Annotated in this window: 11 protein-coding genes and 1 pseudogene; 5 read left to right on the top strand and 7 right to left on the bottom strand. The window is 74.4% G+C overall.

Annotated features, from left to right (window positions below; translation table 11 throughout):
* Positions 1 to 942: 942 nt before the first annotated feature.
* Positions 943 to 1,317 carry a hypothetical protein gene (locus AB0B41_RS33785; RefSeq protein ID WP_358210628.1) on the bottom strand — a complete coding sequence of 125 codons (375 nt, stop codon included), beginning with the start codon at positions 1,315 to 1,317 and terminating at the stop codon, positions 943 to 945.
* 111 nt (positions 1,318 to 1,428) lie between these two features.
* Here AB0B41_RS33785 and AB0B41_RS33790 point away from each other — a divergent pair, with 111 nt between their 5' ends.
* The gene (locus tag AB0B41_RS33790) at positions 1,429 to 1,770 is read left to right on the top strand and encodes a hypothetical protein (protein ID WP_358210630.1); all 342 of its coding nucleotides are present in this window, start codon (positions 1,429 to 1,431) and stop codon (positions 1,768 to 1,770) included.
* Positions 1,771 to 2,185: 415 nt separating this feature from the next.
* Entirely contained in the window at positions 2,186 to 4,180 is a 1,995-nt protein-coding gene (locus AB0B41_RS33795; RefSeq protein ID WP_358210632.1) for a S9 family peptidase, read from the top strand.
* Between the two features lie 12 nt (positions 4,181 to 4,192).
* On the opposite strand, the gene AB0B41_RS33800 is transcribed toward AB0B41_RS33795, so the two are convergent.
* The 4 genes from AB0B41_RS33800 to AB0B41_RS33815 form a co-directional block, all read right to left on the bottom strand.
* Entirely contained in the window at positions 4,193 to 5,083 is an 891-nt protein-coding gene (locus AB0B41_RS33800) for an amino acid ABC transporter permease (RefSeq protein ID WP_358210634.1), read from the bottom strand.
* Entirely contained in the window at positions 5,080 to 5,727 is a 648-nt protein-coding gene (locus tag AB0B41_RS33805) for an amino acid ABC transporter permease (RefSeq protein ID WP_358210636.1), read from the bottom strand. The genes AB0B41_RS33800 and AB0B41_RS33805 overlap by 4 nt, the downstream gene beginning before the upstream one ends.
* Before the next feature lie 94 nt (positions 5,728 to 5,821).
* Positions 5,822 to 6,712, bottom strand: a complete 891-nt coding sequence (locus AB0B41_RS33810) for a glutamate ABC transporter substrate-binding protein (RefSeq protein ID WP_358210638.1) — start codon at positions 6,710 to 6,712, stop codon at positions 5,822 to 5,824.
* 30 nt (positions 6,713 to 6,742) lie between these two features.
* Complete coding sequence (locus tag AB0B41_RS33815; RefSeq protein ID WP_358210648.1) at positions 6,743 to 7,471, bottom strand: amino acid ABC transporter ATP-binding protein; 729 nt, start codon at positions 7,469 to 7,471, stop codon at positions 6,743 to 6,745.
* 130 nt (positions 7,472 to 7,601) lie between these two features.
* Between AB0B41_RS33815 and AB0B41_RS33820 the strand changes: the two genes are divergently transcribed.
* The 3 genes and pseudogenes from AB0B41_RS33820 to AB0B41_RS33830 form a co-directional block, all read left to right on the top strand.
* Entirely contained in the window at positions 7,602 to 8,267 is a 666-nt protein-coding gene (locus AB0B41_RS33820; protein WP_358210640.1) for a response regulator transcription factor, read from the top strand.
* Positions 8,268 to 8,279: 12 nt separating this feature from the next.
* A complete protein-coding gene (locus tag AB0B41_RS33825; RefSeq protein WP_358210642.1) occupies positions 8,280 to 9,692 on the top strand; it encodes a HAMP domain-containing sensor histidine kinase in 1,413 nt (470 codons plus the stop codon).
* Positions 9,693 to 9,749: 57 nt separating this feature from the next.
* Positions 9,750 to 10,709, top strand: a pseudogene (locus AB0B41_RS33830) (AMP-binding protein); the annotation flags it as partial.
* Between the two features lie 1,464 nt (positions 10,710 to 12,173).
* Here the strand turns inward: AB0B41_RS33830 and AB0B41_RS33835 are convergent.
* Both AB0B41_RS33835 and AB0B41_RS33840 read right to left on the bottom strand, forming a co-directional pair.
* On the bottom strand, positions 12,174 to 13,181 hold the full coding sequence (locus AB0B41_RS33835; RefSeq protein WP_358210644.1) for an ABC transporter ATP-binding protein: 1,008 nt from the start codon (positions 13,179 to 13,181) through the stop codon (positions 12,174 to 12,176).
* The coding region (locus AB0B41_RS33840; RefSeq protein ID WP_358210646.1) for an ABC transporter permease subunit at positions 13,178 to 13,899 on the bottom strand (722 nt) is incomplete at its 5' end. The genes AB0B41_RS33840 and AB0B41_RS33835, both read right to left, overlap by 4 nt.

The following is a 13,899-nucleotide window of genomic DNA, read 5'->3' on the forward strand; positions in this document are numbered from 1 at the left end:
TCACAACGAGCCGCGCAGCTGAGGAGTGCGGTGACCCGTGCGGCTCGGCCGTCGACGGCCTGTGTTGCGCCACGGAGGGTATGGGCGCCGGCGCGGTCGTGAGGCGGGGCCGCTCGACCACCGGCGCACTCGCTCGGTGATCACCGACGACAAGATCGGCAGTCTCGTGCACTGTCGGCGGACGGAGCTGCACTGGGCGCACATGATCGCTGATCACAACGAGCCGCGCAGCTGAGGAGTGCGGTGACCCGTGCGGCTCGGCCGTCGACGGCCTGTGTTGCGCCACGGAGGGTATGGGCGCCGGCGCGAGGATGAGGCGGGTCGCCCGACCGCCTGTGCACTCGGGCAGAGATCACCGACGACAAGATCGGCAGTCCGATGCACTGTCGGCGGATCTCGGGGCCGTGGGCGCACCTGGTGGCTGATCACGACCAGCCGCACACCCGGTCGAACGGGGTCCCCACACTCGCGACCCGCGCCGCACATCCCGTCGACGGCCCGCGTCGCGCCCCGGAGGTGTGGGAGCCGACGCGTGCTGGGAACGAGTCGGCTCGGCCGGGGGGTCCGGTCGAGTCCGTCGGGCCGGGATGGGAAGGCCGTCGGGTCGATCGCCAGCGTGCTCGATCGCCAGCGTGCTCGATCGCCAGCGTGCTCGATCGCCAGCGTGCTCGATCGCCAGCGTGCTCGATCGTCAGCGTGCTCGATCGTCAGCGTGCTCGATCGTCAGCGTGCTCGATCGTCAGCGTGCTCGATCGTCAGCGTGCTCGATCGTCAGCGTGCTCGATCGTCAGCGCGCTCGACCGCTAGCGCGCTCGATCGTCGGGCGCTCGACCGCTGGCGCACTCACACATTGATCACCGGCGGCAAGATCGGCGTTCCGGTGCGCTGCTGGCGGACCGAGCTGCCGTGGGCGCACGTCGCCGATCACGGCGGGCCTCGGAGCTACAGGCCCATGGAGCGGCGGATCTCCTCGAGGCGGTCCTTGGCCTTCTGCTCTCGCTCGGCGAACTTCTCCTCGGCGTCCCGGCCCGCCTCGGTGTCGCCGGTGAGCTCCTGCCAGCCGGCGGCCGTGGCGGCGCGGCCCTCGATCTTGTCCCGGACGTAGTCGAGCGTGGGCACGCCCTCGTCGGTGTAGCCCGTGGCGGTCGGGCTGCCGGGCGCGGGTGGCGCGACGGGCACCGGCGACGTTCCTGCCGTCTCCGTCTCCACGATCTCGGCGTCGATCGGCTCGGAGTCGGCGCCCGCGGGGCCGGCAGTCGGGTCGGCGGTGATGTCGGCGGTGGGGTCGGCGGGGCCTGGGTCGTCGGGCCGGCTCATGTCGGTGCCTCCTGTCCGCGCGGTCGTCCCCACGCTACGCGGCTCGGCACCTCCCGGGATCCGGGTCGACCCCCGTCCCGGGCCGGGGTCGCGGGAGGAGATCCTTCGGGGGTGGCGCGTGCGGTGCGGGAGCTGGTGGTGGTCTACGACGTCGCCTGTCCGCACTGCTCCCGCATCGCCCGCGAGCTGCCCGAATGCGTGACCGTGAAGGTGAGGGTGCGGCCCTGCACGGAGCCGCGGCTCGCCGAGATCTACCCGAACCTGCCGGCGGCGGTCTCGGGCTGCCGCACGCCCGCCGTCGGGGTCCTGCGCACGGACGGGCAGGTGCGCTGGTGGGCGGGCCTGTCCGCGGCCGTCGGGATCCTGCCCGTGCTGCGGCCGGGGAAGCTGCGCCGCGCCGTCGGTCTGCTGCGCACGGCGCTCCGGACACGTGGCCGACCACCCTCGGCCTGACGGTCCTTGCGTCTCACCGTGCCCGCGCCCTGACCGTTCCGGCGCCCGAGCGGCCGCGCCCCGACGTCGCGCGCCGTGGCAACGCCTGCGCCCCGGCAACGCCCGCGCTCTGACGGTGCGTGCCCTGACGGTGCCCGTGCCAGGACGCCGCCCGCGCACTGACCGTCGTTGACCGCGGGCGGTCGTGCACGTGCCCCGCGGGCGGACGGTCGTCGCGCTGGCGGTGCCCGCCCCGACGAGGCCCGCGCCCTGGCAACGCCTGCGACTGACACCCCCGCGCCCTGACGCCACCCGTGCCCTGACGACTCAGAGCCCCGGCGACTCCCGCCGCGATCGTCCCCAAGCCCCGCAACACCCGATCCCGTATGCCGCGGCTGATCGCGAAGTGTCGGTACCGGGCACTAGCGTTGCGGGCGTGACCGCGCACGCCGCTCCGCCGACCCCCGGGCACGACACCCCGCCCACCGTGCTGCCCTTCGGCTCCTGGCCGACCCCGATCACGTCCGCGCTCGTCGTCGAGGCCTCGGTGCGGGTGTCGGGCGCGCGGACGGACGGCGACTCGGTGGTCTGGGCCGAGGCGCGGCCCACCGAGGGCGGCCGCACCCAGCTCGTGCGCCGCACGGCCGACGGGGCGACCACCGACCTGCTGCCCGACGGGTTCGACGCGCGCACCGGCGTCCACGAGTACGGCGGCGGCGCGTGGTGGGTGCGCGACGGGGTGGTCTGGTTCGCCAACTGGACCGACCAGCAGCTGTACCGGCTCGCGCCCGGCGGCGCGCCGGAGCCGCTCACGCCGGAGCCGGCGTTCCCGCGGGCGGACCGGTACGCGGACGGGTTCGTCACGCCGGACGGCTCGGCGATCCTCGCGATCCGCGAGCGGCACGCGCCGGAGGGCGGTGCCGCGGCGGTCCGCAACGAGATCGTCCGGTTGGCGGCTGACCGGCCGTCGGAGCCCGAGGTGCTGGTCACCGGGCCGGACTTCGTGACCAGCCCGCGCCTGTCGCCCGACGGGGTGCGCCTGGTCTGGATCCAGTGGGACCACCCGTCCATGCCGTGGGACGACACCGTGCTGATGGGGCGCAACCTCGAGACCGGGGACGAGGCGATCATCGCCGGTGGGCCGGGGGAGTCGGTCTCCGAGCCGCGTTGGCAGCCGGACGGGTCGCTCTGGTTCCTCTCGGACCGCACCGGCTGGTGGAACCTCTACCGCTGGCTGCCCGGGCGCGACATCGAGCCGGTCGTGGTGCTCGACGCCGAGATCGGCGTCCCCGGCTGGCAGCTCGGCACCTCGCGCTACGCCGTGCTGCCGGGCGGCCGGGTCGTGTTCGCGCGCTGGAGCAAGGGGTACGACGGGCTGGCCGTCCGGGAGCCCGACGGGGAGTTCACCGAGCTCGACCTGCCCTTCTCGGCCGTCGCCTCGGTGGTGCCGTACGGGGTCGGCAGCGTGCTCGTCGTCGCCGGGACGCCCACCGAGGAGCCCGGCGTGCACGTCGTGAGCGTCGACGGCGACCTGGAGACCCTGCGCGCGCCCCGCGAGCTCGGCGTGGACGACGGCTACCTCTCCGTGCCCGAGTCGATCTCCTTCCCGTCGGTCGACGGCGAGGGGGCACCGCGGATTGCGCACGCGCTCTACTACCCGCCGGCCAACCCCGAGGTCGCCGCGCCGGAGGGTGCCCTGCCGCCGCTGCTCGTCGTGATCCACGGCGGGCCGACCGCCGCGGCCATGCCGGTGCTGTCGGTCGGCGTGCAGTACTGGACCAGCCGCGGGTTCGGGGTCGTCGACGTCAACTACGGCGGCTCCACCGGGTTCGGCCGCGCGTACCGGGAGGAGCTCAAGGGCGCCTGGGGGATCGTCGACGTCGCGGACTGCCTGGCCGCGGCGCGGTACCTGGCGGCGACGGGGCGGGTCGACGGCGAGCGCCTGGCGATCCGGGGCGGCTCGGCCGGCGGGTACACGACGCTCGCCGCGCTGGCCCGCGAGGACACCCCGTTCTCGGCGGGGGCGGACCACTTCGGCGTCGCCGACCTCGAGGCGCTGGCCGCGGACACCCACAAGTTCGAGAGCCGCTACCTCGACGGGCTCGTGGGGCCGTACCCCGCGGCCCGGGACGTGTACGTCGAGCGCTCGCCGATCCGGCACGTCGAGCTGTTCCACACCCCGTTGATCGTGCTGCAGGGCGCCGAGGACGCGATCGTGCCGCCGAACCAGTCCGAGGCGATCGTCGACGCGCTCCGGGCCCGGCACGTGCCCGTGGCCTACCTGCTGTTCCCGGGGGAGCAGCACGGCTTCCGGCGCTCGGAGAACATCCGCCGCGCCCTCGACGCCGAGCTGAGCTTCTACGCCCAGGTGTTCGGCTTCGCGCTGCCCGAGGCCGAGGGGATCGAGCCGGTGCGGGTGGAGAACCTCTAGCCGCGCCCCGGCTCACGCCCCCGGCGCGTTGCCCACGCCGACCATGCCGTCGACGGGCGTGGGCGGCCCCGGCTGGTCCGCCTGCTTCGGCGCGCCGGGGGCGCGCCGGCTGCGCTTCTCCAGGTACCACGCCACCAGCGACAGCAGCAGGCACAGCCCGATGTACATGACCGCGATCACCATTGCGACCTGCAGCATCGGCGCCCCGAGCTGTCCCTGGCTGCCCAGGTAGCGCGCCTGGTAGAGCAGCTCCGGGTACAGGATGATGAAGCCGAGCGCGGTGTCCTTGAGGACCACCACGAGCTGGCTGACGATCGTCGGCAGCATGGCCCGCAGGGACTGCGGGAGCAGCACGTTCGTCATCACCTGGGTCTTGCGCAGGCCCAGCGCGTACGCGGCCTCGCTCTGTCCCCTCGGCAGGGCCCGCACGCCGGAGCGGAAGACCTCGGCGAGCACCGAGCCGTTGTAGAGCATCAGGCCCAGCACCACGGCCCAGAACGCGGGCAGCTCGACCTGGAAGGTCCGGGACAGGCCGAAGTAGAGGATGAAGATCAGGATCAGCAGCGGGATCGCGCGGAAGAACTCGACGACCACCGTGGCGGGAACCCGCAGCCAGCGGTGGTCGGAGAGCCGGCCCGCCGCGAACACGGCCCCGAAGACCAGGGACAGCGCGGCCGCGACGAGGAACGCCGAGACCGTGTTCCACAGCGCCCCGAGCAGCAGGTACTGGATGTTGATGTAGGTGATCCACTCCCACTTCGCCGGGTCGAACTGCCCGGTGTCGATGAGGCGGTAGACCACGAACCCGACGACGGCCAGCACCACGCCGGTACCGATGAGGCCGAACAGGGTGTTGCGCACGCGGGCGCGCGGTCCCGGGACGTCGTAGAGGACGGCGGTCATCGGGCCACGCTCCATCGCTTCTCGAGGTTGCGCTGCAGCAGCGTCAGCGGCACGACCAGGATGATGAAGAACAACGCCACCCAGAGCAGGCCGACGAAGACGTTGTAGCCCCGCTCGGACAGGTTCTGGTAGATGCCGCCGGCCTCGAACACGGAGAAGCCGGCCGCGATCGTGGTGTTCTTCAGCAGCGCGATCATGATGTTGGTGAGCGGCGGGACCGTGGCGCGGAAGGCCTGCGGGAGCACGATCTGGCCGAGCGTCTGCACGAAGGTGAAGCCCAGGGCCCGGGAGGCCTCCGCCTGGCCCACCGGGACGGTGTTCACGCCGGAGCGGACGACCTCGCACACGAAGGCCGAGGTGTAGAGGACCAGCGCCACGCAGGCGCCCACGAAGTAGGAGAGCGGGACGATCTCGAGCCGCGGGTAGGCGAATGTCAGGAAGAAGAAGACCAGCGTGAGCGGGGTGTTCCGGACGATGTTCACGTAGGCCGTGCCGAACGCCCGCAGCACCGGCACCGGGCTGACCCGCATCCCGGCCAGGATCGTGCCGAGGATGAGGGAGCCGATCGCGGAGACCACGAACAGCTGGATGGTGCCGAGGAACGCCCTCCCGTACAGCGGGAGGTTGTCGAGCAGGACGTTCACCTGGTCTCCGTTCTGCGCGGGGGCCGCGCGCCGGACGGCGGACCGGGGCGGGTCGCAGACGCGACCCGCCCCGGGAGCCGGGATCGGTACCGGATCAGTAGCGCTGCAGCGCCGGCGGCGAGGCCGGCGAGCCCGACTTGCCGAGGGTCTCGTCGTAGATCTTCTGCCAGGTGCCGTCGTCGTACGACGCCTGGAGGATGTCGTTGATCTTGCCGCGGAGGGCGGCGTCGTCCTTCTTCAGGCCGATGCCGTAGGGCTCGGTGGAGAAGGTCTCGCCGACGACCTTGAGCTGGTCCGGCTGCTGGCTCGCGTAGCCCTTGAGGATCGCGTCGTCCGTGGTGACCGCGTCGACCTGGCCGGCGAGCAGCTGGTCCACGCACTGGGTGTAGGTCTGGAACTCGACGATGTTCTGCGGCTCGGTCAGCCCCTGGTCGCGCACCCGCTGGATCGGCGTGGACCCGGTCACCGAGCAGACCTTCTTGCCCTTCAGGGTCTGCGGCCCGGTAATGTCGGTGTTGTCGGACTTGACCAGCAGGCCCTGGCCGGCGACGAAGTACGGGCCGGCGAACGACACGCGCTTCTTGCGGTTGTCGTTGATCGTGTACGTGCCGACGTAGTAGTCGACCTCGCCCCGCTCGATGGTGTCCTCGCGGGCCGCCGACGGGACCGTCTTGTACTGGATCTTGTCGGCGGCGAAGCCGAGCTGCGCGGCGACGAGCCGGGCGATCTCGATGTCGAAGCCGGAGTACTGGCCGGTCGTTGCGTCCTTGAAGCCCAGGCCGGGCTGGTCGTCCTTGACGCCGATGATCACCGCGCCGCGGGCCTTCATCGCGTCGAACGTGGGCGAGCCCGCCACCTGGACGTCGGCCGCGGGGGCGTTCGACACGACGGGGGCGCCGGATCCACCGGGCGACCCGGACTGCCCGCAGGCGGTCAGGGCGAGGCTGCCGGCGAGCAGGCCCACCACGAGGGCACGCAACTTCATGTCGCTCTCCGTTGTCAGTCGGGGATGGAGCTAGTGGGTGAGGATCTTGCCGAGGAAGTCCTTGGCACGGTCGCTCGTCGGGTTGGTGAAGAAGTCGTCCGGTGTGGAGTCCTCGACGATCTCCCCGTCGGCCATGAAGACGACCCGGTGCGCCGCGCGGCGGGCGAAGCCCATCTCGTGGGTGACCACGAGCATCGTCATGCCCTCCTTGGCCAGGCCGGTCATGACGTCGAGGACCTCCTGGACCATCTCGGGGTCCAGTGCGGAGGTCGGCTCGTCGAACAGCATGACCTTCGGGTCCATCGCGAGCGCCCGCGCGATCGCGACGCGCTGCTGCTGCCCGCCCGAGAGCTGCGCGGGGTACTTGTCCTTCTGGTTCGCGATGCCGACCCGCTCCAGCAGCCGCATCGCGTTCTTCTCCGCCGCGGCCTTGTCCTGCCTGCGTACCTTGAGCGGGCCGAGCATGACGTTGTCGAGGATGGTCTTGTGGGCGAACAGGTTGAAGCTCTGGAAGACCATCCCCACGTCCGCGCGCAGGGCGGCGAGCGCCTTGCCCTCGGCCGGGAGCCCCTGCCCGTCGACCTCGATCGTGCCCGAGTCGATCGGCTCCAGCCGGTTGATCGCGCGGCAGAGCGTGGACTTCCCCGAGCCGGAGGGGCCGAGCACGACCACCACCTGGCCGCGGTCGACCTCGAGGTTGATGTCCCTGAGCACGTGCAGGTCGCCGAAGTGCTTGTCCACGGCGGCCATGCTGATCATCGGGGTACCGGTCTCGGTCATGGGCGGCCTCCAGGCATGGCGGGACGCTAGGGCGAATCGGACATGCGAGTCCATCACCTTGGGCAAGCTTTAGGGTTTCTTCTCGATAACAACAGTGATCGGAGGCGGTGTGCACATCCTGCTGGTGGAGGACGACGACCGGGTGGCGGCCGCCCTGCGCCCCGCCCTGCACCGGCACGGGATGACCACCACGCGGCTCGAACGCGGCCGCGGGGCCGTCGACCACCTCGCCGGCGTCGACGTCGTGCTGCTCGACCTGGGCCTGCCCGACGCCGACGGCGTCGACGTCTGCCGGGCGATCCGGCAGGCCAGCGACGTGCCGGTCATCGTGGTCACCGCCCGCGGGGACGTCGAGGACCGGATCGTCGGCCTGCACTCCGGTGCGGACGACTACGTGGTGAAGCCCTACGACGTCGGCGAGCTGGTCGCGCGAATCCACGCCGTGCAGCGCCGCCGCGGCCCGAGCGAGGGCGAGCCGGCCGACCGCGTGGTCACCACGGACGACGGCGTGGCGATCGACCTCGGCCGGCACAGCGTGACCGTCGACGGCGCCGAGGTCACCCTCACCCGCAAGGAGTTCCAGGTCCTGGCGCTGCTCGCGGCCGCGCGCGGCACGGTGTGCACCCGCACCCGGATCGTCGCCGAGGTGTGGGGGCGCAGCTGGCCGGGCGCGAACCGGACGCTCGACGTGCACGTGGCCACCCTGCGCACCAAGCTCGGCCGGCCCGACCTGGTCCAGACGGTGCGCGGCGTCGGGTACCGGCTCGGCGGCTGAACGGGCCGAGACGTGCGCACCCGGCTGCTCGTCATCGTCTGCGTGCTGGTCGGGCTGCTGGCGCTGGGCCTCGGCGTGCCGCTCGCGGTGTCGAACTCGCGCGCGGCGCAGCAGGAGCTGTTCATCGACCGGCTCACCGACACCATCTACTTCGCCTCGCGCGCGCAGCGGCCGATCACCGAGGACAGCGCGGCCGGGCTGGCCGAGGAGCTGGCCCGCTACGACGAGGTCTACGGCGTGGCGGTCACCGTCGTCGACCGGGCCGGGCGGGTCGTCGCGGCCGCGCGCGCGATGCCGCCCGCCCTCGACGCCGACGGCCGCGAACGCCTGCAGGTCGCCCTGGCCAGCCGCCGGTCGGCCGCGCCGCCGCTGATCATGCCGTGGGACACCCGGCCGCTGGTGCTCGCCGAACCGGTCCTGGTCGACGGCGAGGTGCGCGGCGCGGCCATCACCGTCTCCCCGACCGACGCGCTGCGCGCGGCCGAGATCCGCGTCTGGTCGCTGGTCGCGGCCTTGGTGCTGGCGGCGCTCGCGCTCGGCGTGCTGGTCGCGGTGCCGGTCACCCGCTGGATCCTGCGGCCGGTGCGCCGCCTCGACGAGGGCACCGGCCGCGTGACGCGTGCGGTGCTGGCCGGACGGCCCGCCGAGCCGGTGTCCGACGGGTCCGGCCCGCCCGAGCTTCGGCGCCTCACCCTGTCCTTCGACCGCATGGCGGAGTCGGTCGGCCAGGCGCTGTCGACCCAGCGGGCCTTCGTCGCCGACGCCAGCCACCAGCTGCGCAACCCGCTCACCGCGCTGCGCCTGCGGCTGTCCAACCTCGACGGACACGTGGCGGGCGACGCCGCGGAGGAGCACGTCGCCGCGCTGGAGGAGGCCGAGCGGCTCTCCGGTGTGCTCGACGGGCTGCTGGCGCTGGCCCGGGCCGAGCGCGACGCCGGCGTGGACCGGGAGGTGGACACGCCGGTCGACCCGGCCGTCGACGACCGCCTCGACGCGTGGCGACCGCTGGCCGAGCACACCGGGCTACGGCTGCTGCGCGGCGGCGTGCGCGGGCTGCGGGTGCGGATCGCGCCCGGGGGCATCGAGACCGTGCTCGACGCCCTGCTCGACAACGCCGTGAAGTTCACCCCGCCCGGCGGCACCGTGACCGTCACGGTCCGGCCGGTGCGCGGCGCGGACCCGCCCCTGGTCGACGTGGCGGTGCTGGACACCGGGCCCGGCATCCCGCCGGAGGAGCTCGAACGGGCCACCGACCGGTTCTGGCGCTCGCCCGGGCAGAACAACGTCGAGGGCTCCGGGCTGGGCCTCGCGATCGCCGCCCGCACCGTCGAGCTGGCGGGCGGGTCGCTGGTGCTGGAGCTGCCGCCGAGCGGCGGGTTGAGGGTGGCGGCGCGGCTGCGGCGGGCCGCTCCTCCGCCGCCGTGATGAGGTCCGTCCGTCCGGTGTATTGCCAAGGCCAGGCTCACCACATCTGATGGGAGTATGACCGAAACGCCGGAGTTCGCCGGTGCCCTCGCGCGCCACGGCGGGCGCCCGGCGTTGCTGGTGCCCGGTGGGGTGTGCCTGACCTATCGGGAGCTGGCGGCGCGGGCCGATGCGCGGGCGGCCGAGCTCGGCAGCGGCCGGCGGCTCGTCGCGGTGGTGGCGGGGCCGGGCGTCGAGCCGGTCGTCACGTACCTGGCGGCGCTGCGGGCCGGCCACGTCGCGCTGCTGGTCGGCGACGACCCGGCGCGCACCGAACCGCTGCTCGCGGCGCACGACCCCGCCGTCGTCGTGCGGCCCGAGGCGGACGGCGTGCGGATCGAGGAGCGCGGCCCGGGCCCGGAGCTGCACCCGGACCTCGTCCTGCTGCTCCCCACCTCGGGCACCACCGGCTCGCCGAAGCTCGTCCGGCTCTCCGCGCGCAACCTCGCGGCCAACGCCGCTTCGATCGCCGGCTACCTGCCGATCCGGCCGGGCGACCGGGCACCGCTCACCCTGCCGCTGCAGTACTGCTACGGGCTCTCGGTCGTGAACAGCAACCTCGCACGCGGCGCGACCGTGGTGCTGCCGACCCGGTCGGTCGCCGAGCCCGCCTTCTGGACCGAGTTCGCGGAGCTCGGCCTGACCAGCCTGCACGGCGTCCCGTACACGTTCGACCTGCTCGACGCGACGGGCTTCGCCGACCGCGCGCTCCCGTCGCTGCGCTACGTCACGCAGGCGGGCGGTCGGTGGGACCCGGCGGCGGTCGAGCGGTACGCGGCGCTCGGGGCGGAGCGCGGCTGGGCGCTCTACGTCATGTACGGCCAGACCGAGGCCACGGCGCGGATGGCCTACCTGCCGCCGGAGCGGGCGGCGACGGCGCCCTCGGCGGTCGGGGTGGCCGTGCCCGGCGGCGCGTTCAGCATCGAGCGGCCGGACCCGGACGGCGTGGGCGACCTGGTCTACCGCGGCGAGAACGTGATGCTCGGCTACGCCCGCGGCGGCGCCGACCTCGCCCTCGGTCGGACCGTCGACCGGCTCGAGACGGGCGACCGGGCCCGGCTGCGGCCCGACGGTCTGCTCGAGATCACCGGGCGGGCGGCGCGGTTCGTCAAGCCGTTCGGGCTGCGGGTGGACCTCGACGAGGTCGAGCGGGTCCTCGCGGCGGCGGGCGTCACGGCCGCGGCGACCGGCGACGACACCGGCCTGGCCGTCGCGGTGGTCCGCGGCGGCGACGCGACGGCGGTGGCCGACCTGCTCGCCGAGCGGCTCGGGCTGCCGCCGACCGCCGTCCGGGTCGCCGTGGTCGAGGCGATCCCACGGCTGCCCAACGGCAAGGTCGACCTCGCCGCGATCGCCGCGGCGGCGGCGCCGGAGCAGCCGCCCGCGGGCCCGGATCCGGTGCGCCGGGCCTTCGCGGCGGTCTTCCCGGGCCGTGCGATCGCCGACGCGGACACCTTCGTGGGGCTCGGCGGCGACTCGCTGCGGTACGTCCAGACGGCGCTGCGGCTGCAGCGCGCGGTCGGTGCGCTGCCGCCGGACTGGCCGGAGCGCACGGTGGCGGACCTCGTCGCGCTCGCCGGACCCGGTCGCACGCCGCGGCGGTGGCTGCCCGTGGAGACCCCCGTCGTCCTGCGGACCGTGGCGATCGTGCTGATCGTGGGCTCGCACGTGGGGCTGTTCCGGCTGCTGGGCGGCTCGCACGTGCTGCTGGCCGCGGCGGGTTGGGCGTTCGCGCGGTTCGCCCTGGCCCCGCCCCGGCCGTCGCGCACGATCCTGCGCACCGCCGCCCGGATCGCCGTGCCGAGCGCACTGTGGGTGGCCTGGCGCGCCACCGTCGCCGACGACGTCGACTGGTACAACGCGCTGCTGCTCAACTACGTCGTCGACCCGGAGGCGTGGGGGTACTGGTTCGTCGAGACGCTGCCGCAGATCCTGCTGCTGATGGCGCTGCTGTTCGCGGTGCCCGCGGTGCGGGCGCTCGACCGGAGCCGGCCGTTCGCCCTGCCCGCGGCCGGGTACGTCGCCGGGCTCCTCGGCCAGTTCGTCGACGACGGCGCCAACGCCTTCTCCCTGCGCCAGATGAGCGTGCCCACCGTGATCTGGCTGTTCGCGCTGGGCTGGGCCGCGCAGCGCGCCGCGACGGTGCGGCAGCGCGTCGCCGTGCTCGCCGGGCTCGCGGTCGCGGTGCCGATGATGTTCGCCCACGAGCCGCACCGGGCGGCCGTCGTCGCGGTCGGCACGGCGCTGCTGCTGGTGCCCACGCTGCCGGTGCCGCGGCCGCTCGTGCGGGTGTGCGGGTTGCTCGCGGGGGCGTCGCTGGCGATCTACCTGACCCACTACGCGGTCATGACGGCGCTGACCGGGCTGCCCACGGCCCTCGTCGTGCTCGCCTGCCTGCTCGCCGGCGTCGCCGTGCAGGAGGTCCTCGGCCGGACGGCCGCGTCACTCCGGGTAGAAGCGCACCGGTCCGCGGACCTGCAGGCTCACCTCGGCGCCCGGCTCCGGGGTCTCCGGGGCGGCCGTGCGGCAGCGCAGCGTGGTGCCGCCGAGCTCGACGAGCACGGTCGCGTCGTGCCCGTGGAAGATCACCTCCCGGACCCGCGCCGGCCCGCCGGGGCGTAGCCGCAGCTGCTCGGGCCGGACCAGGAGCCGGCCCGGGCCGTCCGCGGCCGCCACCGGCAGCGCGCCCAGCACGGTATCCGCGCAGCCGCCCCGGGCGACCGCCGGCAGGACCACCGCCTCACCGACGAAGGTGCCCACGCCGACGTCGGCCGGCGTGCCGTAGATCTCCCGCGGCGGGGCGACCTGGACGATCCGGCCGTCGCGCAGCAGCGCGACGAGGTCGGCGACGCCGAGCGCCTCCTGCTGGTCGTGGGTGACCAGGACCGCGGTGGTGCCGGCGGCCCGCAGCGCGGCGCGGACCTGCTCGCGGACCTCGGCCCGCAGCCCGGCGTCGAGGGCGCTGAAGGGCTCGTCGAGCAGCACCAGGGCGGGGTCCGGGGCGAGGGCCCGGGCCAGCGCGACCCGCTGCTGCTGGCCGCCGGAGAGCTCCTGCGGCATGCGGTCGGCGAGGTCGGCGAGCCCGACCAGGTCCAGCAGCTCGCGCACCCGGGGGCCGCGGCGGGCGGCCCGGTCGAGCCCGAACCCGACGTTCGCGGCCACCGACAGGTGCGCGAACAGCGAGCCGTCCTGGGGGACCAGACCGACCCGGCGGCGTTCCGGCGGCACGTCGACGCCCGGTCCGGCGACAAGACGGTCCCCGAGCCGGATCTCGCCGGCGGCGAGCGGGTGGAAGCCGGCCACGCAGCGCAGCAGCGTCGTCTTGCCGCTGCCGGACCCGCCCAGCACCGCCACCAGCGCGCCCGCGGGCACCGCCAGGTCCACCCCATGCAGGACGGGCACGCCGGGATGGCCCGCGTGCACGCCCGCGACCGCGAGCCCGGCACTCACCGGTGCACCGCCCGGTCGAGCAGCGCGGCGGGGACCGCCGAGACCAGCACCAGGACCACGGCGTACGGGGCCGCGGCCGCGAAGGCGCCCGCCCCGGTGTGGCTCCACAGCTGGACCGCGAGGGTGTCCGTGCCGGTCGGTCGCAGCATCAGGGTCACCGGCAGCTCCTTGACCACGGTGAGGAACACGAGCGCGGCGCCGGCGACCGTGCCGGGCAGCGCGCGGGGGAGGGTGACGCGCGCGAACGCCGCCGCGCGGCCGCAGCCGAGCGAGCGGGCGACTTCCTCGTGACCGACGGGCGCGGCCTCGACCGCGGTCCGGACGGCCCCGACCGCCAGCGGCAGGAACAGCACGGCGTACCCGACGACCAGCAGCGGCAGCTCCTGGTAGATCCCCGGCACCAGCCGGATCCCGACGAAGACCAGGGCGAGCCCGATCGTCACGCCGGGCAGCGCGTGGCCGGCGTAGGCCGCGGTCTCGACGGCGGTGACCACACGGCCGCGGTGCCGGGCGGCGAGGATGCCCACCGGCAGCGCGAGCAGGATGGTCAGGGCCGCCCCGAGCCCGGCGACCTGCAGGGTCGCGAGCGCGGCGCTCCCGAGCGCGGGCCAGTCGACGCCGGCCGACGTGCCCGCCACGGTCCAGCGCACGAGGCTCACCGCGGGCACCCCGAGCGCCGCGGCGGCGACGGCCGCCACCGCCAGCAGCGCGAGCGGCC

This window comes from Pseudonocardia sp. NPDC049154, assembly GCF_040648315.1.
In the GTDB taxonomy this organism is placed as follows: Bacteria; Actinomycetota; Actinomycetes; order Mycobacteriales; family Pseudonocardiaceae; genus Pseudonocardia.